Here is a 26,552-nt window from a genome sequence, read left to right as displayed (position 1 = left end):
CCCGCTCACGCAGGTCGACTAGGCTGGGCGGGATGCGATCGGGGGGAACCGACGACGTCAACCCAGAGAACAACGAACAAGGAGCATGTCCGTGAAGAGCACCGTCGAGCAGCTGAGCCCGACCCGGGTCCGCATCAATGTCGAGGTGCCCTTCGAGGAGCTGAAGCCGGACTTCGACAAGGCGTACAAGGCGCTGGCCCAGCAGGTGCGCATTCCCGGTTTCCGCCCGGGTAAGGCCCCCGCCAAGCTGCTGGAGGCCCGGCTCGGCCGCGGCGCGATCCTCGAGCAGGTCGTCAACGACGCGCTGCCGACCAAGTACGGCGAGGCCGTGCAGACCTCCGAGGTGAAGGTCATCGGCCAGCCGGAGATCGAGATCACCAAGATCGAGGACGGGCAGGAATTGGCGTTCACCGCCGAGGTCGACGTCCGCCCCGAGGTCGCCCTGCCCGACTTCGCGAGCATCGAGGTGACCGTCGACCCGATCTCGGTCGAGGACGAGGACATCGAGCAGCAGTTGCAGTCGCTGCGGCAGCGCTTCGGCACCCTGAAGGGCGTGGAGCGCCCGGTTCAGGACGGCGACTTCGTCTCCATCGATCTGGCGGCCACCGTCGACGGCAAGGAGGTCGAGGAGGCGTCGACCACCGGCCTGTCGCACGAGGTCGGCTCGGGTCAGCTCATCGAGGGCCTGGACGAGACCCTGATCGGCCTGTCGGCCGGAGAGTCCAAGGAATTCACCTCCACGCTGGTCGCGGGCGAATACGCCGGCAAGGAGGCGGTCATCACCGTCAAGGTGAACTCCGTCAAGGAGCGTGAGCTCCCCGCGGTCGACGACGAATTCGCCCAGCTCGCCAGCGAATTCGACACCGTCGAGGAGCTGAAGGACGACCTGCGCAAGCGGGTCGAGCAGGGCAAGAAGGTGCAGCAGGCCGGCGAGATCCGCGACAAGGTGCTCGAAGCACTGCTGGACAAGACCGAGGTGCCGCTGCCCGAGGGCGCGGTGCAGGGCGAGATCGACGCCGTGCTGCACGACGCCGTGCACGGCTTCGACCACGACGAGGCCAAGTTCGCCGAGGCGCTCGAGGCGCAGGGGTCCTCCCGCGAGGAGTTCGACAAGGACTCCAAGGAGGCCGCCGAGAAGTCGGTGAAGACCCAGTTGCTGCTCGACGCCGTCGCCGAGTCGGAGAACACCGAGGTCGGCCAGCAGGAGCTGACCGAGCGCATCCTGTTCCAGGCGCAGCGCTACGGCATGTCGCCGGAGCAGTTCATCCAGCAGGTGCAGCAGGCCGGCCAGCTGGGCGCGATCTTCGCCGACGTGCGCCGGGGCAAGGCGCTGGCCACCGTGGTCGGCCAGGCGAAGGTCACCGACACCGACGGCAATGTCGTCGACACCGCCGAAATGTTCGGCAGCCCCGACGATTCCGACGCCGAGCCGGAGGCGGCCGAGCAGGAGTCGGCGGAGAAGGCCGGCGCGAACGCGGAGTAGTCGGATGCGCGCGGCGCCGGCGCCCGGTGCGGTTGCCGACGTTGCGCTGTGAGCGAATGCGGGCGGTACCGGGAGTTCGGTGCCGCCCTGCTTCGTTAGGGTTTGGGAAAGCGAATCAGTTCAGGCTGTGCTTGCGAGCACCGAGCCGGTGAGAGAGGGCAGGTATCCGTGACAATCAATGAGGCTGTCGCTTTTGATGGGGCCAAGCCGGTCATGACATCGCCGACCGCTGGGCTCAACCTCAGTGACTCGGTGTACGAGCGTCTGCTGCGCGAGCGCATCATCTTCCTGGGCACCCAGGTCGACGACGACATCGCCAACAAGCTGTGCGCCCAGATCCTGCTGCTGTCGGCCGAGGACCCGACGCGCGACATCTCGCTGTACATCAACTCCCCGGGTGGTTCGGTGACCGCGGGCATGGCCATCTACGACACCATGCAGCTGGTCGAGTGCGACATCTCCACCTACGGTCTGGGCCTGGCCGCCTCGATGGGCCAGTTCCTGCTGACGGCCGGGGCGCCGGGCAAGCGCTACGCGCTGCCGCACGCGCGGATCATGATGCATCAGCCGTCGGCCGGTATCGGTGGTTCGGCCGCCGACATCGCCATTCAGGCCGAGCAGTTCGCCCACACCAAGCGCGAGCTGAACGAGCTGCAGGCACACCACACCGGCAAGTCGATCGAGCAGGTGACGGCCGATGCCGACCGCGACCGCTGGTTCACCGCCGCCGAGGCGCTGGAGTACGGCTTCATCGACAGCGTGATCACCCACGCCCGCCAGGCCAACGGCACCGCCAACTAGCTCACCGCCTCGAGAACCTTTGGAGACAGAGATGACTCTCATCGATCCCCGCGCCGGCCTGTCCGGTATCGCCCCGGCGGGCCCGCAGGCCCGCTACATCCTGCCCTCGTTCATCGAGCATTCGAGCTTCGGTGTCAAGGAGTCCAACCCCTACAACAAGCTGTTCGAGGAGCGCATCATCTTCCTCGGCGCCACGGTGGACGACACCTCGGCCAACGACATCATGGCGCAGCTGCTGGTACTGGAGTCGCTGGACCCCGACCGTGACATCACCATGTACATCAACTCGCCCGGTGGCTCGTTCACCGCGCTGATGGCGATCTACGACACCATGCAGTACGTGCGCGCCGACGTCGCGACCGTATGCCTGGGCCAGGCCGCCTCGGCCGCCGCGGTGCTGCTGGCCGCCGGCACGCCCGGCAAGCGCGCCTGCCTGCCCAACGCCCGCGTGCTGATCCACCAGCCGTCGCTGGAGGGTGGCATCCAGGGCCAGGTCTCGGATCTGGAGATCCAGGCCGCCGAGATCGAGCGCATGCGGCGGCAGATGGAGACCACGCTGGCCCGGCACACCGGCAAGGACGCCGACACCATCCGCAAGGACACCGACCGCGACAAGATCCTGACCGCCGAGGAAGCCCGGGAATACGGCATCATCGACCAGGTGTTCGAGTACCGCAAGCTCAGCGCGCAGAAGAAGTGATCACCGCGCCTCCCGTCGTCCGGTATCGCCGCGCGAGCACCCGTCGCGATGGCAATATGGGCTGCGGCGGCGGGAGGCGCACATGAGAAACATGCTCGAGTTGTCGACCTCCGTCGGATCTACCGGGTACGGTCACTCTAGGGACCTTTGCTCAGAGGTTGACGGCACGGCCGAAGGCCCGAACGACACTGCCGAAGCGTCGAAATCCGATCGGGTCGGACATTGATCGATGTGCGGCGGGTAGCGTTGTTCGGAAGGCGGCTTGTCGGCAGCTGGACAGACGGTTGCACGCGGACAAGGAAGTAGGGACCCACGAGATGGCGCGCATCGGTGATGGCGGCGATCTGCTCAAGTGCTCGTTCTGCGGAAAGAGCCAGAAGCAGGTCAAGAAGCTCATTGCGGGACCAGGGGTGTACATCTGCGACGAGTGCATCGATCTGTGCAACGAGATCATCGAGGAGGAACTGGCCGAGTCCAGCGAGGTCAAGCTCGATGAGCTGCCCAAGCCCGCGGAGATCCGAGATTTCCTCGAGCAGTACGTGATCGGGCAGGACACCGCCAAGCGCACGCTCGCCGTCGCGGTGTACAACCACTACAAGCGAATCCAGGCGGGGGACAAGGGCCGCGACTCCCGCAACGAGCCCGTCGAGCTCACCAAGTCCAACATCCTGATGCTGGGTCCCACCGGCTGCGGCAAGACCTACCTCGCGCAGACCCTGGCCAAGATGCTGAACGTGCCGTTCGCGATCGCCGACGCCACCGCGCTGACCGAGGCCGGTTACGTCGGTGAGGATGTCGAGAACATTCTGCTCAAGCTGATCCAGGCCGCCGACTACGACGTCAAGCGTGCCGAGACGGGCATCATCTACATCGACGAGGTCGACAAGATCGCCCGCAAGAGCGAGAACCCCTCCATCACCCGCGACGTGTCGGGCGAGGGCGTGCAGCAGGCGCTGCTGAAGATCCTCGAGGGCACGCAGGCCAGTGTGCCGCCGCAGGGTGGCCGCAAGCATCCGCACCAGGAATTCATCCAGATCGATACGACCAACGTCCTGTTCATCGTGGCGGGTGCGTTCGCCGGACTGGAGAAGATCGTTCAGGACCGGGTCGGCAAGCGGGGCATCGGTTTCGGCGCGGAGGTGCGCTCCAAGAGCGAGATCGACACCGCCGATCACTTCGCCGAGGTGATGCCGGAGGATCTGATCAAGTTCGGCCTGATCCCGGAGTTCATCGGCCGGCTCCCGATCGTCGCGTCGGTGACCAACCTGGACAAGGAATCGCTGGTGCGCATCCTGTCCGAGCCGAAGAACGCGCTGGTGAAGCAGTACGTCCGCCTGTTCGAAATGGACGGCGTGGACCTGGAATTCACCCAGGACGCGCTGGAAGCCGTTGCGGATCAGGCGATCCTGCGCGGTACCGGCGCCCGTGGCCTGCGCGCCATCATGGAGGAAGTGCTGCTGCCGGTGATGTACGACATCCCGAGCCGCGACGATGTCGCCAAGGTGGTCGTGAACGCCGACACCGTCAACGACAACGTGCTCCCGACCATCGTGCCCCGCAAGCGCCAGCCACCGGAGCGCCGCGAGAAGTCGGCCTGAGACTTCCCTCCGATCGTCAGCCCACCGCTGTTCTGCGGTGGGCTGACGGCTTTTCCGGGAGATCGGTGGAGGATTCGCCCTACTGTGCCCAGGGGACTCGGCAGGAATCGGTGCTGAAGCCCTGGGCGGTGATGCCCAGAGCCGAGTAGCTGCGGGCCCGTGAGTTCTCCAGGGCGATCTGATAGGTCAGTTCCATCACGCCCTTGGTGCCGAAACGCTTCTTCAGGTCGGTGACCTGCTCGTCGGTGACCGTGGTCGGGGTGGCGGTCATGGCGTCGGCGTAGGCGATGGCGGCGCGCTCGTCGTCACTGTAGGAGGGCGAGGTCTCGTAATCGGCGATGTGCTCGAGCTTGTCGATGTCGAGATGGCTCAGCCGCATCAGCATGGCGCCGAAATCGACGCACCAGGAGCAGCCCACCGTCCACGCCACTCGATAGACCGCGATCTCCTGGATGTGGAACGGCAGTGCGGTACAGGCCTTTTCGACCATGCCCTCGTGCACCGCGTTGGCTGCGAGCAGCCTGGGATGGTTGGCCGCGACCGCGAACGGCTCCGGCACCTCACCGAACCGGCGCTTGCTGTACCGGTACATCAGCCGCGTGAACAGCCCCGCCTGCTCGGGTGCGACGGCGGGAATTCGGGTGCTGCTCATGATCTCTCCTTCCGAGGGGACTACCCCTTGGACGAGAAACCCTGATCCAGCGTGACGGGCAGGAGGTGTGAAGACGGTCACGAGGCCATTCCAATGTGCGTCCGCTCCATTTCCGGCGTGCGTCCGCTCCATTCCCGGCGTGCTTTTCGCCGGGATCACTCCGGCCAGGATGGGGAGCGGCCCAGGGAACGCAGGATGCGGTCGAGGGCGGTGGCCGAGTCGGGAACCGGGAGGGCGCGGGCGAAGGGGGAACCGGACTGCTCGCGCTGTTCGGTGTCGGGGACGGCGAGGGCGATCTGCAACGCCGGTTCGGCCAGCTCGTCGTCGAGGCGATACGGCAGGGCGAGGGTGCGTGCCACGTCCCAGCCGTGCACGACGTAGTCGATGAAGTGGAAGCCGACGGCCTGGCCGCCGGGCACCTCGACGCCGGGACCGAACTCGGGCAGGGCGAACGGACGCTCCAGCACTCCGGGTTCGGCGTAGGCGGCGATCACATCGGCCGCCGCGGCGGCGTACTCGGCCACGGGATCCGCGGGCGGCGGCCCGGCCTGCCAGACGGCCGCGTCCGCCCCGTGTCCACGGGCCGCGGCGGCGAATCCGCGGTGTTGAACTGTCATGTGCGACAACAGGTCCGAGAGGCTCCAGGCCGAGCAGGGGGTGGGGCGGTTGAGGTCGGCGGGTTTCACGGCGGAGACGACGTCGACGCTGTAGTCCACGGCGCGCCGGTTCAGTTCACGAATATCAAGCATGTATAGATAATAAGCAGATGCATATAATATGTCTATGCTTATTATTATGAGGACGTAGATTTGTCCGCATGGCGAAGACGGAGCGTCCGGATCTGGCGGCGATGATCGCGCCGCTCGGTCGCGCCCTGATGGCGGCCGAGCGGCCGATTCTGGACTCGCACGGGCTGACCATGTGGGCGTACTCGGTGCTGCTGGCGTTGGGGCGTGGCCCGGCCCGCGGTCAGGGGGTGCTGGCGGAGGAGATCGGCGCGGACAAGACCCGTATCATCCCGATCCTCGACGACCTGCAGGAGCGCGGCCTGATCGAACGACGGCCCGATCCGGCGGACCGGCGGGCCAAGCTGCTCGCGGTGACGGCGCGCGGCCGCACGCTGGCCGCTGCCGCGCAAGCCGATATCCAGGCCATGGAGGAGCGGCTGCTGAGCCGCCTGTCGGCGGCCGACCGCCGCGGCTTCCTCAGCGCCCTCGCCACCCTCGCCGACCTGCCACGCGACGACATCGTCGGCGGGGACGTCACCTCGGCGTGACGCTGCCGATCTCGGTGCGGAATCGGTGACGGCCGGTGTACCGGCCGCGCCCGCTGCCGGGGATCGCCGTTGATCCCCCGTGGTTCGCCGTTGAACCTTTATCCCGTATGTTCCGGATCGCCTGAGCGGCTGTACTTGTTACGACGGCGCGGCGCGGGAGAATTCATCGTCCGGTCCGGAGATGCTCGCGAGGACGATATGTGCGGCCGGGCAGACGAGAGTTTCTCGCGCGCGTCAGCGTTTGCGGCCGGGCAGGCGGATGGTGAAGGGCGCCGGGTCGCGCAGTTGGACGCGCTCGCGGGGTGCGGCGATGAGTACGGCGGCGCCGAGCACGGGTAGCAGCAGGGCCGCGATCAGGCTGAAAACGTAATTGGCGGTGGACATCTCGTCCGGTCGGTGGGCCAGGTGATAGATCAGGTGCGGCACCCCGAAGACCAGCCAGCCCAGCCCGGCGGCGCGGGCGAGCAGGCTGTCGGCGTAGTACAGCGCCGCGGCGGAGACGGCCGCCAGCGCCAGGAAGAACGCGCCCACATCGGCGGACAGATGATGGTTGAACGGACCGTCGGCGGACACCCACTTCAGCCCGAGGCCGGGATAGGCGCGAAACCACGCGGCCGGAGCCACGACCGCCCACAGGCCGGTGATCACACCGGTCAGCGTCAGCAACCACAGCCCGACGGTCGTGATCAGCCACCGCCGCCGGTTCACGTCCAGCCGCATCCGCACCCGCAAGTTGTCGCCCGCACGCTGCACCGAGATCCGCATGGGATCCTCCCGTTCGCCGCCCCGCCAGATCGGATGCTGCCAACCGTAAACCGGACATTCGGTGTGGACAAGGGGCGGCGAAGGGGGCGGTGGACTAGGGCGCGGTGGTCAGCTCGCGAGATCCGCCGGAACGGTCGCCGCCGCGCTCGGTCAGCACTGTCAGCAACGGGACGGCGGCCTCGATGGCGGCCGCCTCGTGCTCGAGCAGAACGTCGCCGCCCTGGGTGCTGACGATCGGTGTGTAGGGGTCGGCGACATATTCCTTTCCGAGCAGCTCCCGGAGTACGGCCACACCGCAGAAGGGGACGTAGTGCGGGCTGTAGCCGCCTTCCTGGACGAAGGCGATCCGCCCGGCGCACAGCTGCGCGGCGAGGTCGAGCAGCGCGCGGGTGAGCTGCTGGAAGCCGCTGCTGGTGACCATCTGCCGGGCCAGCGGGTCGAGGATGCTCGCGTCGAAACCCGATGCGACGAGCACGAGTTCGGGCCGGAACGCGCGCAGTGCCGGGGCCACCACCCGCTCGACGGCGTGCAGGTAGGCCGCGTCGCCACTGCCCGGCGGGAGCGGGACGTTGATCGCGTATCCGTGTCCGGCGCCGGTACCGTGCTCCTCGCGGAAACCGGACTGCGGCGGGAAGCACAGGTGCTGGTGGATCGACAGGGTGAGCACCGAGGGATCCTCGTACCAGATGTCCTGAGTTCCGTTGCCGTGGTGGACGTCCCAGTCGACGATCGCCACGCGTTCCAGGCCCAGCACCGCCTTGGCGTAGGCCGCGGCGATGGACACGTTGTTGAACATGCAGAACCCCATCCCCGTGGCCCGCATGGCGTGATGTCCGGGCGGGTTCACCAGCGCGTAGCCGTTGTCCACGGTTCCCTCGACGACCGCCTTGACCAGTTCGATCGCCCCGCCCGCCGACAGCGCCGCGATCTCGTATCCGCCGCGGCCGAACGGTGAGCAGCCGTCGCCGGCGTCGCCGCCCTTGGGCTGCAGGCTCTCGGCCCGGATCCGCGCCAGATGTTCCGGGGTGTGTACCCGGAGGATGTCTTCCTCGCCGGCCGGGACGGCCCGGATCGATCGCAACTCGTCCAGAAGCCCGGAGACCGAAACCAATTCGTGGAAGCGCCGCTTGGTGTCGGGGTGGGCGAGGTGATGGCCGATCGGCTGCAGACCGGCGGTGGCGTCGGAGGGGAACAGGCTGCCCGAGCCGGTGTCGGCCCACCCGTACACGGTGTTCCAGACGTATCCAGTTGTCATGGTGGAGCTCCTAGGAGCCGGCGACGCGGCAGGCCGCCGGGGTGAATCGCACTTCATCGACCGACGAAGCTTCTCCATAGAGACACACCGGCGACCGCTTCGCAACCGGTCCGAGTGGGTTCTCAGCCCTCGAGCGGGTCGACCTTCGCGTCGTCGGGACCCCAGTAGGCGCGCATGCTGGTGATGCGGCCCTCGTCGTCGAACTCCATGACGTCGATGGGCGACAGTGTCATGCGGGTGCCGCCCGCTTCGGTAATCAGGGTGAAGGAGACCGCGGCGTGGCGGCCGTTGACGCGTACGGCGTCCAGTTCGGTCTTCCGCTGGACCTGTGCGAGGACGTCGTAGAGTTCGCCGATGGCGGCGTGCCCGCGGCGCGGTTCGCTGCCGATGGGATCCTCCACGATCGCGTCGGGCGCATAGAGCGCCAGGATGTCCGCGGTCGGGCCGGTGGCCACCAGCTGCACGTACCGTTCGACCGCCGCGCGGATCTGCTGCGCTGCCATGCACACTCCCACTGAATTGAAACGTGTTCTAGTGGCGCAGCGTAGCACCGTTCGCGGCCGCGGTGTCCGGCAGCCGCAGCCGATGTGCCCCGGTGTAGATGTTCATGGTGTCGCCGCGCAGGAATCCGGCCAGCGTGAGTCCGGACTCCTCGGCCAGGTCCACGGCCAGCGAGCTGGGCGCGGAGACGGCGCCGAGCACGGGTATCCCCGCCATGACGGCCTTCTGCACCAGCTCGAAGGAGGCGCGGCCGCTGACGATCAGAACGAGATCGGTTGCGGGCACGCGATTCTCGCGCAGCGCCCAGCCGATCACCTTGTCCACCGCGTTGTGCCGCCCGACGTCCTCGCGCACCGCGAGGGCGACGCCGTCGGCGGTGAACAGGCCCGCTGCGTGCAGGCCGCCGGTCGCGTCGAACACCGATTGGCGCGAACGCAATTCACCGGGGAGTGTGGCGAGGACGGCGGTGTCGAGAAGCGGGCCGGTGGCGGGCAGGGGGAATCGGGTGCGGGTGCGGACCTCGTCGAGCGCGGTCTTGCCGCAGAGGCCGCAGGCGCTGGTGGTGAGGAAGTTGCGGGCGGGAACCGGTGTGGGCGTACGCAACTGGATATCGAGCACGTTGTAGGTGTTCTGCCCGTTCTCGTCGGTGCCCGCGCAGTAGCGGGCCGAGACGATGTCGTCGCGCGAGCCGATGATGTTCTCGCCCAGCAGGAAGCCGTGTGCGAGATCGATGTCGCTGCCGGGTGTGCGCATGGTGACGGTGAGGGAGCGCCCGTCGACGCGCAGTTCCAGGGGCTCCTCGACGGCCAGGGTGTCCGGCCGGCGGATCTGGCCGTCGGGCGTGAGTCGTAGTGTCTTGCGGCGTGCGGTAACTCTGCTCACTGCGGGGCCTCGGTGTCGCTCATCGGGTGTGCGAATGACGTTCCAGGCGGATGGTCACCGCCTTGGAGACCGGCGTGTTCGATCGTTCCGCGACGTGGTCCAGCGGCACGAGGGGATTGGTTTCGGGATAGTACGCGGCGGCGTTGCCACGCGGGGTGGAGTAGCCGACCAGCCGGAACCCCTCGACGCGGCGTTCGATGCCGTCGGTCCACTCCGAGACCAGATCCACCAGGTCGCCGTCGGCGAAGCCGAGCGCGGTGATGTCGGCGGGGTTCACCAGGACCACCTTGCGGCCGTGATGGATGCCGCGGTACCGGTCGTCCAGGCCGTAGATGGTGGTGTTGTACTGATCGTGGCTGCGCAGGGTCTGCAGGATCAACCGGCCCTCGGGCACCGGCAGCCAGCGCAGCTCGTTGACCGCGAAATTGGCCTTGCCGGTGGCGGTGCGGAATTCGCGGGCGTCGCGCGGTGGGTGCGGCAATTGGAAGCCGTTGCGCTGCCGCACCTTCGCGTTGTAGTCGGCGCAGCCCGGGACCACCCGGGCGATGGCGTCGCGGATGCGGTCGTAGTCGCGCCGGAACTCGTCCCACGGCACCGGGTGTGCGGGGCCGAACAGTTCGCGCGCGAGTTCGCACACGATCGCGACCTCGCTGCGCAGCTGGGAGCTGACCGGCCGCAACCGGCCGGTCGACAGATGCACCATCGACATCGAATCCTCCACCGAGACACGCTGTGTGGCGCCGTCGGGGGATATGTCCGCATCGGTGCGGCCGAGCGTGGGCAGAACGAGCGCGGTCCGGCCGTGCACCACGTGGCTGCGGTTGAGCTTGGTCGAGACGTGCACGGTCAGCTCGCAGCCGCGCAGCGCGGCCTCGGTGACCTCGGTGTCGGGGGTGGCCGAGACGAAATTGCCGCCCATGGCGACGAACACCTTCGCCCGGCCGTCGCGCATCGCGCGGATGGAATCTACAGTGTCCCAGCCGTGTTCGCGCGGAGAACGGATGCCGAACTCGGAATCCAATGCGGTCAGGAAGGTTTCGGGCATCTGCTCCCAGATGCCCATGGTGCGGTCGCCCTGCACGTTGGAGTGACCGCGCACCGGGCAGACGCCCGCACCGGGTTTGCCGATCATGCCGCGCAACAGCAGCAGGTTGGTCGCCTCCTCGATGGTGGGCACGCCGTAGCGCTGCTGGGTCAGGCCCATCGCCCAGCACATGATGGTGGCGTTCGACTCCGCGAGCAACGCCGCGGTGTGCTCGAGTTCGGCGCGGGTCAGGCCGGTGGCCTCCTCGACCACATCGAGATCCACGGCGCGCACATGCTTTTCGTAGGCGTCGTAACCCGCGGTGTGGCCGTCCACGAAGGCGCGGTCGACGACGGTGCCGGGGGCGCGGTCCTCCGCCTCCAGCAGCAGCTTGCCCAGGCCCTGGAACAGCGCCATATCGCCGCCGAGCCGGATCTGCAGGAAATCGTCGGCGATGCGCTGGCCGGTGGTGTAGCCCCGCACGGTCTGTGGGTCGCGGAAACCGAGCAGCCCGGCCTCGGGCAGCGGGTTGACCGCGACGATCCGCGCGCCGTGCTTCTTCGCGTGCTGCAGGGAGGTGAGCATGCGGGGGTGGTTGGTGCCCGGGTTCTGCCCGGCGATGAGGATCAGGTCGGCCTTGGGGAAGTCGTCGATCGACACCGAGCCCTTGCCGATGCCGATCGAGCTGGTCAGCGCCGCGCCGGAGGATTCGTGGCACATGTTCGAGCAGTCGGGCAGATTGTTGGTGCCGAACGAGCGGGCCAGCAGCTGATACAGGAATGCCGTCTCGTTGGCGGTGCGGCCGGAGGTGTAGAACACGGCCTCGTTCGGGTTGCCGAGGCCGCGCAGCGTGTCGGCGATCAGGCGGTACGCCTCCTCCCACGCGATGGGGGAATAGTGCGTATCACCCGGGCGCAGCACCATGGGTTCGGTGATGCGGCCCTGCTGGCCGAGCCAGTATCCGGACTTGGTCGCCAGCTCGGCGATCGAGTGCGTGGCGAAGAACTCCGGTGTCACCGTGCGCAGGGTGGCCTCTTCGGCGACGGCCTTGGCGCCGTTCTCGCAGAATTCGGCGACCCGGCGGGGGCCGGTGGGGTCGGGCCACGCACAGCTGGGGCAGTCGAAACCGGCGCGCTGGTTGAGGCGGGCGAGGGTGCGGCCGGTACGGATCAGGCCCATCTCCTCGACACCGCGATTCAGCGCGACCGCGACCGCGGTGAGTCCGGCCGCCTCGTGTTCGGGCGGGGTGACGGTGAGTTCGGCTTCGTCGATGTCCTGTGTCGGCGCCTTGCGATGCATGACTGTCTCGTCCTCCTGCCTACGACGGATCCGTCGATCGACCGGTGGTGACCGGCGGGGACCAGTGGCGGCACAAACCGTCCCAGGTGGTCGAGCTTACGCGGTAGGGTGCCGGGTACCGCGCAGCGAGCACCCGATACGACGAGGAACTATGCACATGATTTCGAGGACTCCGGCCCGCCGGGCGAGCACGGTCGCCGCGGGAGCCGTCGCCGCCGCGGCGTTCGGACTGCTGGCGGCCCAGCCCGCCGACGCGTCGGTGACCAGGCTCGGCGCCACACCCGATCTGAGCGTCGGCCGCGCGACGAACTACGGCACCGGTTGCCGCTACACCCTGCAGGCGTTCGTGGACGACCCCGCGGCCCCGGTCACCTTCTACGACAACGGAGTTCCCGTCGCCCGGGTCCGGCCCGCCGGCGCCTACGCGCTGGCCGGATGGGTCCCCGCCACCCAGGGCCCGCACACGCTGACCGCGGTCCAGGACGGCCAGCCCGCCGAACTGCCGCCCGCCCCGCTGGGCCTGCGCGTCGGCCAGGGCGTCCCGCTCGGATTCGGCTGCGGCGTCTTCGGCGGTTAGCCCGGGGATCGACGGCGGCGGCCGCGATCACCGACTCGGTCCGATCCGGAGAATCCCCACACCCCCCGGCACCGGTAGTGGGGAATTCATTCGAAACCCGGCCGAGTTGTCGGCAGAATGCGCGGGCATGGACCGGACATTCGACGACCTACTGGCGGAGGCGGAAGCGGCACCGGTGGCGGGGTGGGACTTCTCCTGGCTGGCCGGGCGGGCTACCGAACAGCGTCCGTCCTGGGGCTATCAGCGCGCGATGAGCGCGCGGCTCGCGAGCGCGACGGCCGCACTGGATATCCAGACCGGCGGCGGTGAAGTCCTCGCCGAAGCGGCCGTGTTCCCGCCGACGATGGTCGCCACCGAGTCGTGGCCGCCGAACATCGCGAAGGCCACCGCGCTCCTGCACCCGCGGGGCGCCGTGGTGGTCGCCGACCCGGACGAACCCCCGCTGCCGTTCGCCGACGCGGCATTCGACCTCGTGACCAGCCGACATCCGGCGACCGTCCACTGGCACGAGATCGCCCGGGTGCTCCGGCCCGGCGGCACCTATTTCGCCCAGCACGTCGGCCCGGCCAGCGTGTTCGAGCTGGTCGAGTATTTCCTCGGACCGCAACCCGAGGCCCGCCGCGAGCGCCACCCCGACGACGAGGCCGCGGCGGCCCGCGCGGCCGGGCTCGAGGTCGTGGACCAGCGGCACGAGCGGCTGCGCATGGAGTTCCACGACATCGGCGCGATCGTCTACTTCCTGCGCAAGGTGATCTGGATCGTCCCCGGCTTCACCGTCGACTCCCACCGCACCCGTCTCCACACCCTGCACAACCTGATCGAACAACAAGGCCCCTTCCTGGCCCACTCCTCCCGCACCCTCATCGAGGCCCGAAAACCCTAGCGGCGATGTATCCGTCGGGGGTCAGCCTTCGGTCGGCATGGGGCACCACGGCGTTGGTGGTGGGTGCGGTGCCCGTGGGATTTCGGGTGGGGGAGGGTGGGGAAAGCGGGTGTGGTGCTGGGGGGATGACCGAGGTTGTGCAGGCGGGGCGTTCGTGGGGGTGGTGTCGGTTAGGGTTGCCTCGTGATCAAGGTCGTCTACGAGGCGTACCCGCAGCGGGCGGGGCTCGATGAGCCGGCTGCCGGCTATCTGCGCTCCGAGGATCCGTTACAGATCGCCGAGCGGCTCGCGGATGTGGGCTTCCGGACCGGACATCTGACCGGCGCGCGCTGGACCAAATCGGAACGGAACTACACCTATACGGCCACGGTCGTGGAGTCCGACGGTTCCCGCACCGCCGCAGCCGCGGAGATCAACACCTACCTGAAGGCGACCGAGGTCCAGCAGGACGTCCGCCGCATCCTGTACGCCTACGTCATCCACCAGAACTGCGGTGACGGACCGGTCAGCCGCGCCGAAGCGCTGCGCGTGGCGGGCAGCGAGACGGCGCTCGAGGCCCTGGCCTACCTGCACCAGCGTTCCGACGACGTCGGCGTCGACGAGATGCTGCACTCCGGCTTCGACGTCCTCGCCCTACTCCACGCCGAGAAAGACCTGGGCCTGCGCGAATCCGACTGACGATGCGGCGGATTCGGTGCGGGTAACGCCTGGTCATCTGTCGAGCAGGAACTCCCTGGCCGCGTCGAGGATCTCCTGTGACAGCTCGTCGCCGGCGGTGGCACGGGAGAGCAGGAGGGCGCCGGCCAGCACCGACAACTCGACGAGAACCGCGCGGTCGTCGGCGGGGCGTTCGCCGTATTCGGCGAGCTTGCCCAGCATATTGCGGATGCCGTCGAGATAGGCGCGCCGTAGCGGGCTGTCCGGCTCTGCGCGCCCGACATCCCCGGCCAGGGCGGCGATCCCGCATCCGCGCCCGGCGGCGTCACGGTGGGTGGCAGACAGGTACCGGGCGATGAACGCGCGCCGGGCCGCCGCCTCGTCCGCGCTGGCGGCCCGGATCTGCTCCATCTCGCGGATCTTCTCGGCGTACGCCGCCGTGCACGCCTGGGCGATCAGGTCGTCCTTGGAGTCGAAATGGCGGTAGAAGCCGCCGTGCGTCAGCCCGGCGGCCGCCATCACCTCGGGCACGGTCACCGCGGCCGTGCCGCGTTCACGCACCCGTGCCGCCGCGGCGTCGAGTACCTCCCTGCGATGCGATTCCGCCTGTGCCCGAGACGTTCTCGGCACGCCTACCCCTTCCGTCGAGCCGTCGCACGCCCACTGCATGCGATCGGCGCCTCCAGTCTTGCGCATCCAGTTAGATGATGGACATAATCTAAAAATCTACTACGACGCGGAAGAGATGACACATGAGCACAATCGAGGGCGCGGTCGCGCTGGTGACCGGTGGCCGGCGCGGACTCGGGCAGGCGTTCGTCGACGAACTGCTGCGCCGCGGTGCCGCCAAGGTCTACGCGACCGCGCGCGAGCCCGGCCCCGCCGACGATCCCCGGGTCGAATCGTTCGCTCTGGATGTCACCGATCCGACGTCCGTGGCGGCCGCGGCGGCGCGCGCGAGTGACGCCGAGATCGTCGTCAACAATGCGGGCGTGCTGCATCCGGCGCCGCTGCTGACGGCCGAAATGTCCGATGTCGTAGCGACTTTCGATACCAACGTCTTCGGCCCGCTGCGAGTCGCCCAGGCGTTCGCGCCGGTGCTGGCGGCCAAGGGCGGGGGTGCGCTGGTGGACATTCATTCGGTCCTGTCGTGGGGCGCGGGCGCGGCGGCGTACGGCGCGTCCAAGGCGGCGCTCTGGTCGCTCACCAACTCGCTGCGGCTGGAACTGGCCGCCCAGGGGACCCAGGTGGTCGGGGTGCATCTCGGCTTCGCCGATACCGATATGGTCCGGCAGCTGGCGGTCGACAAGATCGATCCGAGCCGAGTGGCCGCGGCCGTATTCGACGGTGTCGAGGCCGGTGACACCGAGGTGTTGGTCGACGAGGTGACGAGGCGGGTGAAGGCGGCGCTGGCCGGACCGGTGGAGAACCTCACCCTCCGGATCGCCCGCTGACGCTGTCGCGCAACGGATTCCGTGCACACGAGAGGACACCCCCATGCCACTGTGGCGCATCTACCATCCCGCGAACACTTACTCGGAGCAGGACAGACAGGATTTCGCGGCGGACGTCACCGAGCTGTACACCGGCTTCGGACTGCCCGCCTTCTACGTGGTCGTGCTGTTCGAGGAGGTCCCGCGGTCCGCGTTCTACGTCGGCGGGCGACCCGCGGCCGATACGGTACGAATCGTCGTGGAACACCTGGCGCGTCACCTGGACGACCCGGAACTACGCAGGCGCTCCACCGCTCGACTCAACGCCGTCATGGAGCCCTACACCCGAGATCGCGGACTGCACTGGGAGTTCCACACCTACGAGTCGCCGCGCGATCTCTGGATGATCGCCGGACTGTTCCCGCCCGGCCCCGGCACCGACGCCGAAAAGGAGTGGGCGCGAACGAACAAGCCCGCCCCGTACTGAGCGGCTACCGCACGGCCGCGACCTCCGCCGCCGGTGTCTCGGCGAACTCATCGCGCGACTCCGGACGCAGACCGGCCAGCGCGGCGAGAACCGTTGCGGCACAAGCGCCCGCGCCCACCCAGAAGGCGATGGTGAACTGTCCCTCGGCGGGCAGCGGCAGCCGGGGGAGCAGCTTCGCGGTCAGCAGGGTCGTGATGACGGCGCTGCCCAGCGAACTGCCGACCGTCCGGGAGATGGAGTTGATCCCGTTGGCGATGCCGCTCTGATGGTGCGGCACCGCACCCGCGATGAGCGCGGGCATGGCCGCGTAGGCGAGGCTGATCGCCACACCGACCACCACACCGCCCCCGATCACCGAGGCCGCGGCGGCGTGCGCGAGCGCCAGCCAGGCGAATCCGGCGACGCCGACCAGTCCGGCGAGTACGAGCACCGGCCGCCCGCCCAGCCGCCCGACCAGGATGCCGCCGACCGGCGCCGCCACCATCGACGCCAGCGCGGTCGGCAGCAGATACTCCACCGACGCCCGCAGGATGGAGGCCTCGAAGCCGTACCCGGTGACGTGCTGCGGCATCTGGGCCAGATACGAGATGCCCATGAACAGCAGGAACATCGTGAAACCGACGAACATCCCGGCGAGGTTGGTGAACAGCACCGGACGATGGGTGAACATCCGCAGATCCACCAGCGGCGCCGCCACCTTCCGCTCGGTGACCACCCACAGCACCGCGAGCGCGGCCGACGCGGCGAGGCAGCCCAGCGTCGCGGCCGAAGTCCAGCCCCACTCGTGACCCTGCGAGATCGGTAGGAGGAGCAGGATCAGGAATCCGCCCAGCGTGCCCGCGCCGGGCAGGTCCACGCTGCCCGGGTGTCGCACGCCGGTGGCCGGTACCGCGATCGCGGCGGCGAGCAGCGCGAGCACGGAAAGCCCGGCGGTGAACCAGAACACGACGTGGTAGTCCGGATCGCTGCCCTTGGTGAGCAGGCCGGTGGCGACGAGTCCCAGACCGCCGCCGAAGCCGAGCGTGCCGCTCACGATGGCCATCGCGTGATGCAGCCGCGCGGCCGGAATCTCTTCGCGCAGCATGGCCAGTGCCAGCGGGAAGATCGCCGTCGCGACGCCCTGCAGCGTCCTTCCGGCCAGCAGCATGCCGAGCGATCCGGCCAGCGCGGAGACGGCCGAGCCGACCGCGGCCACCGCCAGCACGCCCAGCAGCGTCGGTTTCTTGCCGTACAGGTCGCCGACGCGGCCCAGCAGCGGCGTGCACACGGCCGCCGACAGCAGCGTCGCGGTCGTCACCCAGCTCACCGAGGTGGTCGATACGCCGAGGTCGGTGGCGATCAGGCCGAGGATCGGCACGGCCTGGGTCTGCATCACCGTCACGATCATCGCCGCGAAGGCCAGGATGCCGGTCAGCAGCGAGCCGTTGCGTGCGGCCACGGACACCTCCAGAAGCTTGAAGCAAGATATGTTTGAAGTCTTCAAGCATCTAAGGGCTCAAAGATCGCGGTTGTCAATCGTGGCGGTAGGATCGGTGCAATGACACCGGGCACAACGCAGAGTGCGCTCGCGGTGCTGATCTCGCGATTCGTGTCCGCGTACCTGCACGATTTCCTCACCGCGGCCGAGGGCCACGGGCTCACGCTGACGCAGGCGAAGCTGCTGCTGGCGCTCAACGAGCCGCCGGCCGAACTACCCATGCGGGTGCTGGCCGGGCGGCTGGCGTGCGACCCGTCGAATCTGACCGGGGTCGCCGACCGGATGGAGTCGCGCGGCCTGGTCCGGCGCACGGTGCATCCGTCCGATCGGCGGGTCAAGTACCTGGCCGCGACGGACGCGGGCCGCGAACTGGCCGAGCGGATTCGCGGCGCGCAGGTGCGCGCCTACCAGGCGCTCGCCGAGCTGTCGCCCGCGGAGGAGCGGCTGCTCGAGGGCATGCTGGAGCGCCTGGTGCCCAAGCTGGAGGCGGACGCGGACTGACCGGTCAGGCGGTGAAACGTCCGGTGGCCAAGGCGGTGTCGCGGTGCCGGTCGGGGAAGCCCGGCCCCAGCCGCGAGGACACCTCGCCGTGCCGCAGCGGCTCGCGGCAGTGGGCGCAGACCACCTCGGCGTGCGTGTCGTGGTCGCAGGTCTCGTGGTGCGCGACGACCGGCGGACCCGCCTCGGGTGCGACCCAGCGGTCGCCCCAGCGCATGATCGCGAGCAGTACCGGGAAGAAGTCCCGTCCTTTGTCGGTCAGCCGGTACTCGTAGCGGGCGGGGCGCTCCTGATAGCGGACCCGCTGCAGCATGTCCTCCTCGACCAGCCGGGTCAGGCGCTGGGTGAGGACGTTGCGGCTCAGGCCCAGCACCCGTTCGAAGTCGTCGAAACGCGTTGTGCCGTAATAGGCTTCGCGCAGCACCAGTGGCGTCCACCAGTCGCCGATCAGGTCGACGGTGCGGGCGACCGAGCAGGGCCAGTTCGCGAAGGTCGTGCGTTTCATGCGTCCACGGTATCGATACGGGCGGGAACGTACTTGTGCCACGGGGTGCCGACCCATTCGTCGCGAGCGTCGTACTCGGTCAGCTCGTTCGGTGCCGCGCCGCTGGTGAGCACCGTGCCGTCGGTGTCGAAGACGGCCGTGCCGTCGGTGTCGAAGACGGTGAGGCCCGAGCCGTTCGGCAGGGCGAGGTGACCGGCGCGCATCCGGTCGGTGGGTTCGACAGGCACCTCGGTGCTGCCGCGGCGCGTGGTGACGCGCACGAAGTCACCGGCGACCAAGCCGAGCCGCTGGGCGTCGGCGGTGCTGATGCGCAGGGCGCCGCCGTCGTCGCGCTTGCGCCAGCGCGGGTCGCGCATGATCGTGTTGGCCGTGAAGGCCCGCCGCTCGCCGGCGGCCAGCACGAACGGCCAGTCCTGCGCGGCCGGCGGCTCGGGCAGATCGGCCACCACCGCCAGCAGTTCGGGGATGTTCAGTTCGATTCTGCCGTCGCGCAGGCGATTCCAGGTCTCCTCGACGGCGTCGTCGGTGATGACCACGCCGTGCCTGCCGGTGCGGATCGCCTCGAACAGGCGCTCTCCGGCCTGCGGGCCGGTGCCGTATCCGGCGCGTTCGACACCCTTCGGATTCTTGCGGGCGCAGTTGTAGGCGGCGGCCCACAGCAGCGCGGCGGCGTCGGCGTCGTCGGGGAGGGTGGGGCCCAGCGTCCGATACAGTAGTACCGGTGCGAGTTTCGCCTTGCGCCGGTCGGCGAGAATGCCCAGGAAGGCCATGGCGAACGCCTCCCGGCCCTGGGCGAGCGCGTCGCGCAGCGGGGCGTAGTCGTCCTCGGTCACGGCGCCGGACGCCTCGACGAGCCGGGCGTGAATCTCCGGCTCCGGCAGCACGTTCGGCGGTGCCGGCAGTATCGGGTGCCGTAGCTGGAAGACGTTGCGCGGGAATTCGAAATTGAAGAACGTCGCCTCGTACTTCTCGAACTGGGTCGGTGCCGGGAGTACGTAGTCGGCCAGCCGCGCGGTCTCGGTCATCGCGATGTCGATCACCACGACCAGATCCAGGGCGGCCAGCGCCTGCCGCATCCGGGCCGAATCCGCCAGCGAATGCGCCGGGTTGGCGCTCTCCACCATCATGGCGCGATAGCGGGCCGGATGGTCGGTGAGGATCTCCTCGCTGATCACGTTGCACGGCACCAGGCCGCTGACGATCCGCGCGCCGGCTACGGGGCTGCGCGGCCCGGCGTCGGCGGGATGGCCGCGATCGTGCCCGAGTGCGGTCAGACCCGAAAAGGCGTACTGGGTACCGGGTTTGCCGAGATTTCCGGTGAGCAGCCACACCAGCTTCTCGACATAGCTGACCACCGTCGAGTAGCGGTTCATCTGGACTCCGAGATCCTCCAGGGCGGCGACGGACTCGGCGCGGGCGATGCGGTGCGTCGCGGCGGTCACCAGGTCGAGATCGACATCGGCGATGGCACAGTACTTCTCGATGGGCACCGTGCGCAGGACGGCGAGCACCTCCGCGACACCGTCGGCGTGCTCGGCCAGCCAGTCGTGCGCGATCAGGTCGTCGCGCAGCAGGATCGCGGCCATCGCGGTGAGCAGGTAGACGTCGGTGCCGGGACGCAGTTGCAGGTGGAAGTCGGCCAGCTCGGCGGTCTCGGTGCGCACCGGGTCGAGTACGACGATGGAGCGGCCCGGGTCGCGGGCGATCTCCTTGAGTACCGTGCGGGCACGCGGAAAGCCGTGCGACTGATACGGATTCTTGCCGACGAAGAACGCGACCTCGGCGTGCTCGACATCCGCCCGCAGCGGATGCCCGGCCATGCGGGCGCCCACCCAGAAGTCTCCGGTCTTCTCCTGTGCCAGCGCGCTGGACCGGTAGCGCATGCCGTAGGCCGCCATGGTGGCCGGGGCGTAGGCGCCGCCCAGATGATTGCCCTGGCCGCCGCCACCGTAATAGAAGATGGACTCGCCGCCGTGTTCGGCGCCGATCCGCAGCATTCGCTCGGAGATCTCGGAAATCGCGGTGTCCCAGTCGATTTCCTCGAAGGTGCCGTCGGGGCGGCGGCGCAGCGGCGCGGTCAGGCGGCCGGTGCGCCCGTTCTGGTAATGGTCCAGCTGGAGGGCCTTGTTGCAGGTGTAGCCCGCCGAGGCGGGGTGCAGCTTGTCACCGCGGATCTTCTCGAAACGACGGCCGTCGGGCCCGACCAGGACCTGAATGCCGCAGTTGCACTCGCAGAGGATGCACGCGGTGGGCTGCCACTCGGTCATGGGAGGAGCGTACGCCGGTAAGTTCACAAACGCTACCCACTGTCGAGGCGGCTCGGTTCCCGGCGAGCGGGCTCGTGCCGGTCGGTGATCACCATTGGACCTGAACCATTCTTCAGGCCGAGCGGCCCGATGAGTTCGCGGGCGTCGCGCCGTCTCTACCGGTGACCTTCGACCGCGACCGAGGAGCGATCATGACCTATACCTTCAAGCCCGGCGATCCCATCTGGGTCGATCTGTTCACCACCGACCCGGACGGTGCCGTCGCGTTCTACGGCGAGCTGTTCGGCTGGGCCGCCGAACGGGGCGGCCCGGAGCTGGGCGGGTATATCTCCTTCAGCAAGGACGGCGAGCCCGTCGCGGGTGCGATGCGCAACGACGGCACCTCGGGCGGGCCCGACCAGTGGACCGTCTATCTGAACAGCCCCGACGCGCAGGCCACGGTCGACGCCGCCGCCGCGAACGGCGGGCAGGTGGTGCTGCCGCCGATGGACGTGGCGGTTCTGGGCCGCATGGCCGTCGTCGGCGATCCGGGCGGCGCGGGCATCGGCGTCTGGCAGCCGGGCGTCCACCGCGGATTCGGGGCGCTCGGGACCGTCAGCGACGGCCGGTGGAGCGAGCACGTCGGTATTCCGTCGTGGTTCGAGCTGCACACCGCCGCCTATCCGGCGGCACTCGAGTTCTACCGCAACGCGTTCGGCTGGCAGGATCCGTTCACCATCTCCGACGCCGCCGAGTTCCGTTACACGACAATCCATTCCACCACGCCGATGCTCGGCGGGGTGATGGACACCTCGGTGTTCCCCGTCGAGGTGCCGGGCGGCTGGCACGTCTACTTCGGCGCCGAGGATGTCGATGCCGCCGTCGAGACGGTGGTCGATCTGGGCGGCGCGGTGGTGCAGGAGCCGGAGGACACTCCGTACGGGCGAATGGCCGCCGTGACCGATCCCACGGGAGTGGGGTTCCGCTTGGGCGGCAACAAGTCCTGAGGCGGTGTTGGCACGGTGTGTGGTCAGGCGCGCGTGGTAGGACCGGAGCCCGACGGCGACTCGGCGAACGCGGCTCGGGCGGCAGGAAGGGCGGCCGCGCGGTCGGAGTCGACCAAGCCGATGCGAGTGCGGCGGTCCAGCAGGTCGTCCGGGTGCAGCGCGCCCTCGTGGGTGACCGCATAGGCGAACTCGGCTCGCAGCACGTCGATTCCGGGTGCGACCGGCTCGGCGAGCGCCGGATTCTCCCGAGCCGAGCGGAGAATCTCCGTGGCGTCGGCGCCGTACCGTTCGATCAGCACCGGTGGCGCGGCGAGATGGTCGCGAACGGCGCCGGAGACCGCGCCCACCAACGGTATTCGCTTGGTGCGGCAGGGCTCGGCGGACAGCCCGGCGGCGGCCACCGCGGCGTCGACGGCATCTTCGGCCATCTTGCGGTAGGTGGTGAGTTTGCCGCCGACGACGGTGATCGGGCCGCCGGGGGAGTGCAGCACCGCGTGTTCGCGGGAGATGTCGGCGGTGCTGTCGCCTGCGGTGCGCAGCAGCGGACGCAGACCGGCGAAGCGTCCGCGGATATCACTGCGGCGCAAGGGCTCGCGCAGCACCGTGTTGACGGTCTCGAGCAGGAAGTCGATCTCCGCGGCGGAGGGCTCCGGCTCGTCCGGGACCGGCCCGGGTGCGTCCTCGTCGGTGAGGCCGAGGTACACGCGGTTGTGCGCGGCCGGGAAGGCGAAGACGAAGCGGCTGGTGCTGCCCGGGACGGGCACGGTCAGCGCGGCGCTCAGGCCGCCGAACGCGGCCGCGTCGAACACCAGGTGGGTGCCGCGGCTGGGGCGCAGTTCGATGCTCGGATCGACCCGGTCGGCCCAGACGCCGGTGGCATTGACGACCGAACGAGCTCGGACGGTGAGGGTCGCGCCGGTCAGGGTGTCGTGCAGGACTGCCGAATCGCCCGTGACCTGTTGCGCGCGAACCCGAGTCAGGACCGCCGCCCCGTAGGCCGCGGCGGTGCGGGCGATCGTGACCACGAGGCGGGCATCGTCGGCCAACTGCCCGTCCCAGGCGAGCAGGCCGCCGCGTAAACCGTTGCGGCGCAGCGTCGGAGCCAAGCGCAAGGCTTCGGCGGCCGCGATCCGCCGCGACCGGGGAAGTACCGCCGCCGGGGTACCGGCCGTGCGCCGCAGCACGTCACCCGCCGCGAATCCGGCCCGTACCAGCGTCCGCTGGGCTGCGCCGACCTCCGGCAGCAGCGGCACCACCTGCGGAAGCGCCCGGGTCAGGTGCGGTGCGGTGGTGGTGAGCAGCACGTCGCGCTCCACCGCGCTCTCGTGCGCGATCCCCACCCCGCCACTGGCCAGATACCGCAGCCCTCCGTGTACCAGCTTCGAACTCCACCGGCTGGTACCGAACGCGAGATCGTGCTGCTCCACCAGAACGGTCCGCAACCCTCGGCTCGCCGCGTCCAGAGCCGTCCCGACACCGGTGATCCCACCCCCGATCACCAGCACATCCACCACCGCGCCATCCCCGAGCGCCAGCAACTCCCGCTCCCGCCGCCCCGCGTTGAGCGCCGAATCCCCCGAACCACTTGCCCCCCAGGATATCCCGCCACTCCGATCACCCATGGCACCTCACCTCTCGATCACCGGTCGCCCTGCCCGTCCCGGCCGCCCCGCATCGGCCACTCCCGTCACCCATGGCACTTCGCCCGCCCACCGGCTCGGGCTGCCCTGCCCAGGCCGCATCGGCGCACCTCGTCGTTTGCCCTGCCTGGGCTGTTCCACCCCTGGCCATATCCATATCGGCGTGTCTCGTCGCTGCCGCTTGCCCGCTGCCGGGGCCGTCGTAGCCCGGGCCGTATCGGCGCACCTCGTCGCCCGCCCTGTCCGGGCTGTCGTAGCCCAGGCCGTATCGGCGTGTATCGTCGCTGCCGCTACCGGCTGTTCCGGTCCGCCGCTCATCGGCGTACTCGCCGCTGCCGGGTGTCCATTCTCGTTCGTCGGTCGCCCGGGCCGACCCGGACGGCGATCCCGCCGCGACCATGGCGCGGTGCCGCTGGGCCGCCCGGCGCGGAGTTGTCCCGTGGACGGGCATCCGGGCGCACAGCGCGCCACGCCGGCTTGCGTAATGGTCTGGGCTGCAAAGGTCTTCGTGACAGGTGCGGTGGTCATGCGAGTCGCTCGGCGCCGTCGGGGACGAGGTAGCCGTCGATGGCGCGGGCCAGTTCGGTGTCGAGGTGGTGGGGGGCGAGGAGGTCGCCGACCGTGGCGGCGGACTGGACCGCGGACTGGCTCATCAGCAGGACCATGGTGGCCAGGTGGTCGGGGTTGCCGTCGCGGATGGAACCGTCGCGCTGGCCCTCTCGGATGACCGCGGCGAAAAGGAGGATGAGCTCGTGCTGATTGCGGCCGAGGCGGCCGAACACGTAGGTCAGCATCAGGTCGGTGTCGGTGCGGAAGATCTTGGCGAACAACCGGTTCGAGCGCAGCATGGCCGCGCCCGCCACCACACCCTCCACCAGCCGGGCTCGTGCGGGGCCGCGCGCGGGCATCGTCTTGCCGACGATGCCGCGCATTTCGCGGACCAGCAGCTCCGCGATCAGCGACCGGGTGTCGGGCCAGCGGCGGTACACCGTGGGCCGGCTGACCCCGGCGCGGCGCGCGACCTCGGAGAGCGTGGTGCGCCGGACACCGAATTCCTCTACGCAGGCGCGACCCGCGTCGAGGATCGCCACGTCGATGGCGGACATCTCGTCGGTGCCGGTGGTGTCGATCGTGTGCATGGCGGTGCCACCTTCGTTACTGCTTGACATTCTATGTCAGACTGTAACGCATGACGGACATGCATGAGCACACTTCGCCGCGAATGCCGGGCGAGTCGGGGTCGCGCCCGCGTATGGTGTGGGACGCCTGGGGTGTTCCGGCCGGTCATGCGCCGCTTCCGGAGCGGATCCGGACGCTGCTGGCGCAGGTGTTCGGAGTGTCCGGGGAGCCGGTGGCTCGTCGCGATGAGGGCGACGTGCCGCTCCGCGACTCGACGCTGACGGCGGCGGGGTTCGCGGGGTTGTCCGCGGTGGTCGGTGCGGAGTACGTATCGGTCGACCACCGGGACCGGCTCCTGCACGCCGGTGGCAAGAGCACGCCCGATCTGCTGCGCCGTCGCGCCGACGGCCCGCAGGACGCGCCCGACGCCGTCGTCTATCCCGCCGACCACGAGCAGGTGGTAGCGGTGCTCGCGTATTGCGCCGCACAGGGTCTGGCCGTGGTGCCCTTCGGCGGCGGGACCAGCGTGGTGGGCGGCGTGGACCCGGTCCGCGATCGCTTCGACGCCGTGATCGCCGTCGACCTGCGGCGGCTCGATACGGTGAGCGAAATCGATCCGGTGAGTGGCACCGCCACCCTGGGCGCGGGACTCACCGGCCCGCAGGCGGAGAGAATCCTTGGGGAGCATGGCCTTTCGCTCGGCCATTTCCCGCAGAGCTTCGAGTTCGCCAGCATCGGCGGCTTCGCGGCGACCCGCTCGTCGGGGCAGGCGTCGGCGGGCTACGGGCGCTTCGACGACATGATCCAGCGCATGCTGATCGCCACCCCGGGCGGCTCCCTGGCCCTCGGGCGCGCCCCCGCCTCGGCCGCCGGCCCCGATCTGCGGGAACTGTTCGCCGGATCGGAGGGCACACTCGGGGTGATCACGGCGGTCACGCTGCGGGTGCATCCGGTGCCGGAAACCGTTGCGTACCAGGCCTGGTCGTTCCCGGACTTCGCCACCGGCGCGGCGGCGCTGCGCACCGTGGTGCAAGCCGGGGCGGCGCCCACCGTGCTGCGCCTGTCCGACGAGGCCGAGACGGGGCTCAACCTGGCGCGTTCGGGCGACGTCGGCGGCGAGTCCGTGACGGGGTGCCTGGCGATCACCACGTTCGAGGGCAGCGCGGCGCACGTCGCGGCCCGCACCGCCGAGGCGACCGCGCTGCTCGCCACGGCCGGTGGCACCGCGCTCGGTGAACAGCCTGCCCGGGAATGGGAGCGCGGCCGGTTCGCCGCGCCGTATCTGCGCGACGCGCTGCTGGATGTCGGAATCCTCTGCGAGACCTTGGAAACCGCGACCAGCTGGTCGAACCTGTCGCGGCTGAAGGCCGAGGTGACCGCGGCGCTCACCGATTCGCTGTCGGCCCAGGGCACTCCGGCGCTGGTGATGTGCCACATCTCGCACACCTATCCGACCGGCGCGTCGCTGTATTTCACCGTGGTGGCGAAGCAACTCGACGATCCGATCGAGCAGTGGCTGCGGGCCAAGCGCGCGGCGGGCGATGCCATCGCTGCGGCGGCCGGGACCATCACCCATCATCACGCCGTCGGCGCGGATCACCGCCCGTGGTTGTCCGCGGAGATCGGCGATCTCGGTGTCGAGGTGCTGCGCGCGGTCAAGGCGGCGGTCGACCCGGTCGGCATCCTCAATCCCGGCAAGCTGATCCCGTGAGCGAGTTCCGCTGCGCCGCTGTGGGTTTGTCGAGGCAGGACCGCGACCACGCGGACGGCGACGGGTCGGCCGTAGC

Annotated in this window: 26 protein-coding genes; 13 read left to right on the top strand and 13 right to left on the bottom strand. The window is 69.3% G+C overall.

All coding sequences use genetic code 11. The features are described 5' to 3' along the window. Positions 1-91: 91 nt before the first annotated feature. The 4 genes from tig to clpX all read left to right on the top strand — a co-directional run bounded on the left by tig (position 92) and on the right by clpX (position 4,582). A complete protein-coding gene (gene tig / locus NWFMUON74_RS27060; protein WP_425300372.1) occupies positions 92-1,483 on the top strand; it encodes a trigger factor in 1,392 nt (463 codons plus the stop codon). A gap of 213 nt (positions 1,484-1,696) precedes the next feature. After that, a complete protein-coding gene (locus tag NWFMUON74_RS27055; protein WP_187684585.1) occupies positions 1,697-2,284 on the top strand; it encodes an ATP-dependent Clp protease proteolytic subunit in 588 nt (195 codons plus the stop codon). A 31-nt stretch (positions 2,285-2,315) separates the two neighbouring features. Then, entirely contained in the window at positions 2,316-2,984 is a 669-nt protein-coding gene (locus NWFMUON74_RS27050) for an ATP-dependent Clp protease proteolytic subunit (RefSeq protein ID WP_187684584.1), read from the top strand. Positions 2,985-3,301: 317 nt separating this feature from the next. Continuing rightward, on the top strand, positions 3,302-4,582 hold the full coding sequence (gene clpX / locus NWFMUON74_RS27045; protein ID WP_187684583.1) for an ATP-dependent Clp protease ATP-binding subunit ClpX: 1,281 nt from the start codon (positions 3,302-3,304) through the stop codon (positions 4,580-4,582). A 79-nt stretch (positions 4,583-4,661) separates the two neighbouring features. Here the strand turns inward: clpX and NWFMUON74_RS27040 are convergent, their stop codons facing one another. Next, entirely contained in the window at positions 4,662-5,234 is a 573-nt protein-coding gene (locus tag NWFMUON74_RS27040; RefSeq protein ID WP_187684582.1) for a carboxymuconolactone decarboxylase family protein, read from the bottom strand. Between the two features lie 155 nt (positions 5,235-5,389). Continuing rightward, the gene (locus NWFMUON74_RS27035; protein WP_187684581.1) at positions 5,390-5,983 is read right to left on the bottom strand and encodes a TIGR03086 family metal-binding protein; all 594 of its coding nucleotides are present in this window, start codon (positions 5,981-5,983) and stop codon (positions 5,390-5,392) included. A 68-nt stretch (positions 5,984-6,051) separates the two neighbouring features. Here NWFMUON74_RS27035 and NWFMUON74_RS27030 point away from each other — a divergent pair, with 68 nt between their 5' ends. After that, positions 6,052-6,510: a MarR family winged helix-turn-helix transcriptional regulator gene (locus NWFMUON74_RS27030; RefSeq protein WP_187684580.1), complete on the top strand. Its 459-nt coding sequence runs from the start codon at positions 6,052-6,054 to the stop codon at positions 6,508-6,510. Between the two features lie 234 nt (positions 6,511-6,744). Here the strand turns inward: NWFMUON74_RS27030 and NWFMUON74_RS27025 are convergent, their stop codons facing one another. The 5 genes from NWFMUON74_RS27025 to NWFMUON74_RS27005 all read right to left on the bottom strand — a co-directional run bounded on the left by NWFMUON74_RS27025 (position 6,745) and on the right by NWFMUON74_RS27005 (position 12,236). After that, complete coding sequence (locus tag NWFMUON74_RS27025; RefSeq protein ID WP_187684579.1) at positions 6,745-7,275, bottom strand: hypothetical protein; 531 nt, start codon at positions 7,273-7,275, stop codon at positions 6,745-6,747. 94 nt (positions 7,276-7,369) lie between these two features. Then, the gene (locus tag NWFMUON74_RS27020; RefSeq protein WP_187684578.1) at positions 7,370-8,530 is read right to left on the bottom strand and encodes a class II histone deacetylase; all 1,161 of its coding nucleotides are present in this window, start codon (positions 8,528-8,530) and stop codon (positions 7,370-7,372) included. A 122-nt stretch (positions 8,531-8,652) separates the two neighbouring features. Further along, the gene (locus NWFMUON74_RS27015) at positions 8,653-9,033 is read right to left on the bottom strand and encodes a nuclear transport factor 2 family protein (protein ID WP_187684577.1); all 381 of its coding nucleotides are present in this window, start codon (positions 9,031-9,033) and stop codon (positions 8,653-8,655) included. 28 nt (positions 9,034-9,061) lie between these two features. Continuing rightward, positions 9,062-9,913, bottom strand: a complete 852-nt coding sequence (gene fdhD, locus NWFMUON74_RS27010; protein ID WP_187684576.1) for a formate dehydrogenase accessory sulfurtransferase FdhD — start codon at positions 9,911-9,913, stop codon at positions 9,062-9,064. Positions 9,914-9,932: 19 nt separating this feature from the next. Then, entirely contained in the window at positions 9,933-12,236 is a 2,304-nt protein-coding gene (locus NWFMUON74_RS27005; RefSeq protein ID WP_187684575.1) for an FdhF/YdeP family oxidoreductase, read from the bottom strand. 157 nt (positions 12,237-12,393) lie between these two features. Between NWFMUON74_RS27005 and NWFMUON74_RS27000 the strand changes: the two genes are divergently transcribed. The 3 genes from NWFMUON74_RS27000 (at position 12,394) to NWFMUON74_RS26990 (ending at position 14,374) form a co-directional block, all read left to right on the top strand. Beyond that, positions 12,394-12,813, top strand: a complete 420-nt coding sequence (locus NWFMUON74_RS27000; protein ID WP_187684574.1) for a hypothetical protein — start codon at positions 12,394-12,396, stop codon at positions 12,811-12,813. A 127-nt stretch (positions 12,814-12,940) separates the two neighbouring features. Continuing rightward, on the top strand, positions 12,941-13,696 hold the full coding sequence (locus NWFMUON74_RS26995) for a class I SAM-dependent methyltransferase (RefSeq protein WP_187684573.1): 756 nt from the start codon (positions 12,941-12,943) through the stop codon (positions 13,694-13,696). Between the two features lie 183 nt (positions 13,697-13,879). Continuing rightward, the gene (locus NWFMUON74_RS26990) at positions 13,880-14,374 is read left to right on the top strand and encodes a hypothetical protein (protein WP_187684572.1); all 495 of its coding nucleotides are present in this window, start codon (positions 13,880-13,882) and stop codon (positions 14,372-14,374) included. 33 nt (positions 14,375-14,407) lie between these two features. Here the strand turns inward: NWFMUON74_RS26990 and NWFMUON74_RS26985 are convergent, their stop codons facing one another. Further along, the gene (locus NWFMUON74_RS26985; RefSeq protein WP_187684571.1) at positions 14,408-14,983 is read right to left on the bottom strand and encodes a TetR/AcrR family transcriptional regulator; all 576 of its coding nucleotides are present in this window, start codon (positions 14,981-14,983) and stop codon (positions 14,408-14,410) included. A 122-nt stretch (positions 14,984-15,105) separates the two neighbouring features. Between NWFMUON74_RS26985 and NWFMUON74_RS26980 the strand changes: the two genes are divergently transcribed. Continuing rightward, entirely contained in the window at positions 15,106-15,807 is a 702-nt protein-coding gene (locus tag NWFMUON74_RS26980; protein WP_187684570.1) for an SDR family oxidoreductase, read from the top strand. Between the two features lie 43 nt (positions 15,808-15,850). Then, entirely contained in the window at positions 15,851-16,273 is a 423-nt protein-coding gene (locus NWFMUON74_RS26975; RefSeq protein WP_187684569.1) for a tautomerase family protein, read from the top strand. A gap of 4 nt (positions 16,274-16,277) precedes the next feature. Here NWFMUON74_RS26975 and NWFMUON74_RS26970 read toward each other — a convergent pair whose 3' ends face one another. Next, positions 16,278-17,711: an MFS transporter gene (locus tag NWFMUON74_RS26970; protein WP_232110615.1), complete on the bottom strand. Its 1,434-nt coding sequence runs from the start codon at positions 17,709-17,711 to the stop codon at positions 16,278-16,280. Positions 17,712-17,810: 99 nt separating this feature from the next. Between NWFMUON74_RS26970 and NWFMUON74_RS26965 the strand changes: the two genes are divergently transcribed. Next, complete coding sequence (locus NWFMUON74_RS26965) at positions 17,811-18,251, top strand: MarR family winged helix-turn-helix transcriptional regulator (protein WP_187684568.1); 441 nt, start codon at positions 17,811-17,813, stop codon at positions 18,249-18,251. Between the two features lie 4 nt (positions 18,252-18,255). On the opposite strand, the gene NWFMUON74_RS26960 is transcribed toward NWFMUON74_RS26965, so the two are convergent. Together NWFMUON74_RS26960 and NWFMUON74_RS26955 are read right to left on the bottom strand one after the other, a co-directional pair. After that, positions 18,256-18,753 (bottom strand): winged helix-turn-helix transcriptional regulator, encoded by a 498-nt coding sequence (locus tag NWFMUON74_RS26960; RefSeq protein ID WP_187684567.1) that lies wholly within the window; start codon positions 18,751-18,753, stop codon positions 18,256-18,258. Beyond that, positions 18,750-21,020 carry a molybdopterin-dependent oxidoreductase gene (locus NWFMUON74_RS26955; RefSeq protein ID WP_187684566.1) on the bottom strand — a complete coding sequence of 757 codons (2,271 nt, stop codon included), beginning with the start codon at positions 21,018-21,020 and terminating at the stop codon, positions 18,750-18,752. The genes NWFMUON74_RS26960 and NWFMUON74_RS26955 overlap by 4 nt, the downstream gene beginning before the upstream one ends. Positions 21,021-21,211: 191 nt before the next feature. Between NWFMUON74_RS26955 and NWFMUON74_RS26950 the strand changes: the two genes are divergently transcribed. Then, positions 21,212-22,006, top strand: coding sequence for a VOC family protein (locus tag NWFMUON74_RS26950; protein WP_187684565.1), 795 nt, complete (start codon positions 21,212-21,214; stop codon positions 22,004-22,006). 23 nt (positions 22,007-22,029) lie between these two features. On the opposite strand, the gene NWFMUON74_RS26945 is transcribed toward NWFMUON74_RS26950, so the two are convergent. After that, positions 22,030-23,628 (bottom strand): glycerol-3-phosphate dehydrogenase/oxidase, encoded by a 1,599-nt coding sequence (locus tag NWFMUON74_RS26945; protein WP_187684564.1) that lies wholly within the window; start codon positions 23,626-23,628, stop codon positions 22,030-22,032. A gap of 542 nt (positions 23,629-24,170) precedes the next feature. Then, positions 24,171-24,785, bottom strand: a complete 615-nt coding sequence (locus tag NWFMUON74_RS26940; protein ID WP_187689445.1) for a TetR/AcrR family transcriptional regulator — start codon at positions 24,783-24,785, stop codon at positions 24,171-24,173. A gap of 113 nt (positions 24,786-24,898) precedes the next feature. Here NWFMUON74_RS26940 and NWFMUON74_RS26935 point away from each other — a divergent pair, with 113 nt between their 5' ends. Continuing rightward, positions 24,899-26,476 (top strand): FAD-binding oxidoreductase, encoded by a 1,578-nt coding sequence (locus tag NWFMUON74_RS26935; protein WP_187689444.1) that lies wholly within the window; start codon positions 24,899-24,901, stop codon positions 26,474-26,476. The last annotated feature ends 76 nt before the right edge of the window (positions 26,477-26,552 follow it).

This window comes from Nocardia wallacei, from assembly GCF_014466955.1.
Classification (GTDB): Bacteria; Actinomycetota; Actinomycetes; order Mycobacteriales; family Mycobacteriaceae; genus Nocardia; species Nocardia wallacei.
Note: the sequence above shows the minus strand (reverse complement) of the source record. Positions and strands in the feature narration are given on the sequence as shown.

Coding starts and splice junctions, on each gene's coding strand:
- NWFMUON74_RS27055 (WP_187684585.1), top strand. CDS start 1,697: ATGACATCGCCGACCGCTGGGCTCAACCTCAGTGACTCGGTGTACGAG.
- NWFMUON74_RS27050 (WP_187684584.1), top strand. CDS start 2,316: ATGACTCTCATCGATCCCCGCGCCGGCCTGTCCGGTATCGCCCCGGCG.
- clpX (WP_187684583.1), top strand. CDS start 3,302: ATGGCGCGCATCGGTGATGGCGGCGATCTGCTCAAGTGCTCGTTCTGC.
- NWFMUON74_RS27040 (WP_187684582.1), bottom strand. CDS start 5,234: ATGAGCAGCACCCGAATTCCCGCCGTCGCACCCGAGCAGGCGGGGCTG.
- NWFMUON74_RS27035 (WP_187684581.1), bottom strand. CDS start 5,983: ATGCTTGATATTCGTGAACTGAACCGGCGCGCCGTGGACTACAGCGTC.
- NWFMUON74_RS27030 (WP_187684580.1), top strand. CDS start 6,052: ATGGCGAAGACGGAGCGTCCGGATCTGGCGGCGATGATCGCGCCGCTC.
- NWFMUON74_RS27025 (WP_187684579.1), bottom strand. CDS start 7,275: ATGCGGATCTCGGTGCAGCGTGCGGGCGACAACTTGCGGGTGCGGATG.
- NWFMUON74_RS27020 (WP_187684578.1), bottom strand. CDS start 8,530: ATGACAACTGGATACGTCTGGAACACCGTGTACGGGTGGGCCGACACC.
- NWFMUON74_RS27015 (WP_187684577.1), bottom strand. CDS start 9,033: ATGGCAGCGCAGCAGATCCGCGCGGCGGTCGAACGGTACGTGCAGCTG.
- NWFMUON74_RS27005 (WP_187684575.1), bottom strand. CDS start 12,236: ATGCATCGCAAGGCGCCGACACAGGACATCGACGAAGCCGAACTCACC.
- NWFMUON74_RS27000 (WP_187684574.1), top strand. CDS start 12,394: ATGATTTCGAGGACTCCGGCCCGCCGGGCGAGCACGGTCGCCGCGGGA.
- NWFMUON74_RS26995 (WP_187684573.1), top strand. CDS start 12,941: ATGGACCGGACATTCGACGACCTACTGGCGGAGGCGGAAGCGGCACCG.
- NWFMUON74_RS26980 (WP_187684570.1), top strand. CDS start 15,106: ATGAGCACAATCGAGGGCGCGGTCGCGCTGGTGACCGGTGGCCGGCGC.
- NWFMUON74_RS26975 (WP_187684569.1), top strand. CDS start 15,851: ATGCCACTGTGGCGCATCTACCATCCCGCGAACACTTACTCGGAGCAG.
- NWFMUON74_RS26965 (WP_187684568.1), top strand. CDS start 17,811: ATGACACCGGGCACAACGCAGAGTGCGCTCGCGGTGCTGATCTCGCGA.
- NWFMUON74_RS26960 (WP_187684567.1), bottom strand. CDS start 18,753: ATGAAACGCACGACCTTCGCGAACTGGCCCTGCTCGGTCGCCCGCACC.
- NWFMUON74_RS26955 (WP_187684566.1), bottom strand. CDS start 21,020: ATGACCGAGTGGCAGCCCACCGCGTGCATCCTCTGCGAGTGCAACTGC.
- NWFMUON74_RS26950 (WP_187684565.1), top strand. CDS start 21,212: ATGACCTATACCTTCAAGCCCGGCGATCCCATCTGGGTCGATCTGTTC.
- NWFMUON74_RS26945 (WP_187684564.1), bottom strand. CDS start 23,628: ATGGGTGATCGGAGTGGCGGGATATCCTGGGGGGCAAGTGGTTCGGGG.
- NWFMUON74_RS26940 (WP_187689445.1), bottom strand. CDS start 24,785: ATGCACACGATCGACACCACCGGCACCGACGAGATGTCCGCCATCGAC.
- NWFMUON74_RS26935 (WP_187689444.1), top strand. CDS start 24,899: ATGGTGTGGGACGCCTGGGGTGTTCCGGCCGGTCATGCGCCGCTTCCG.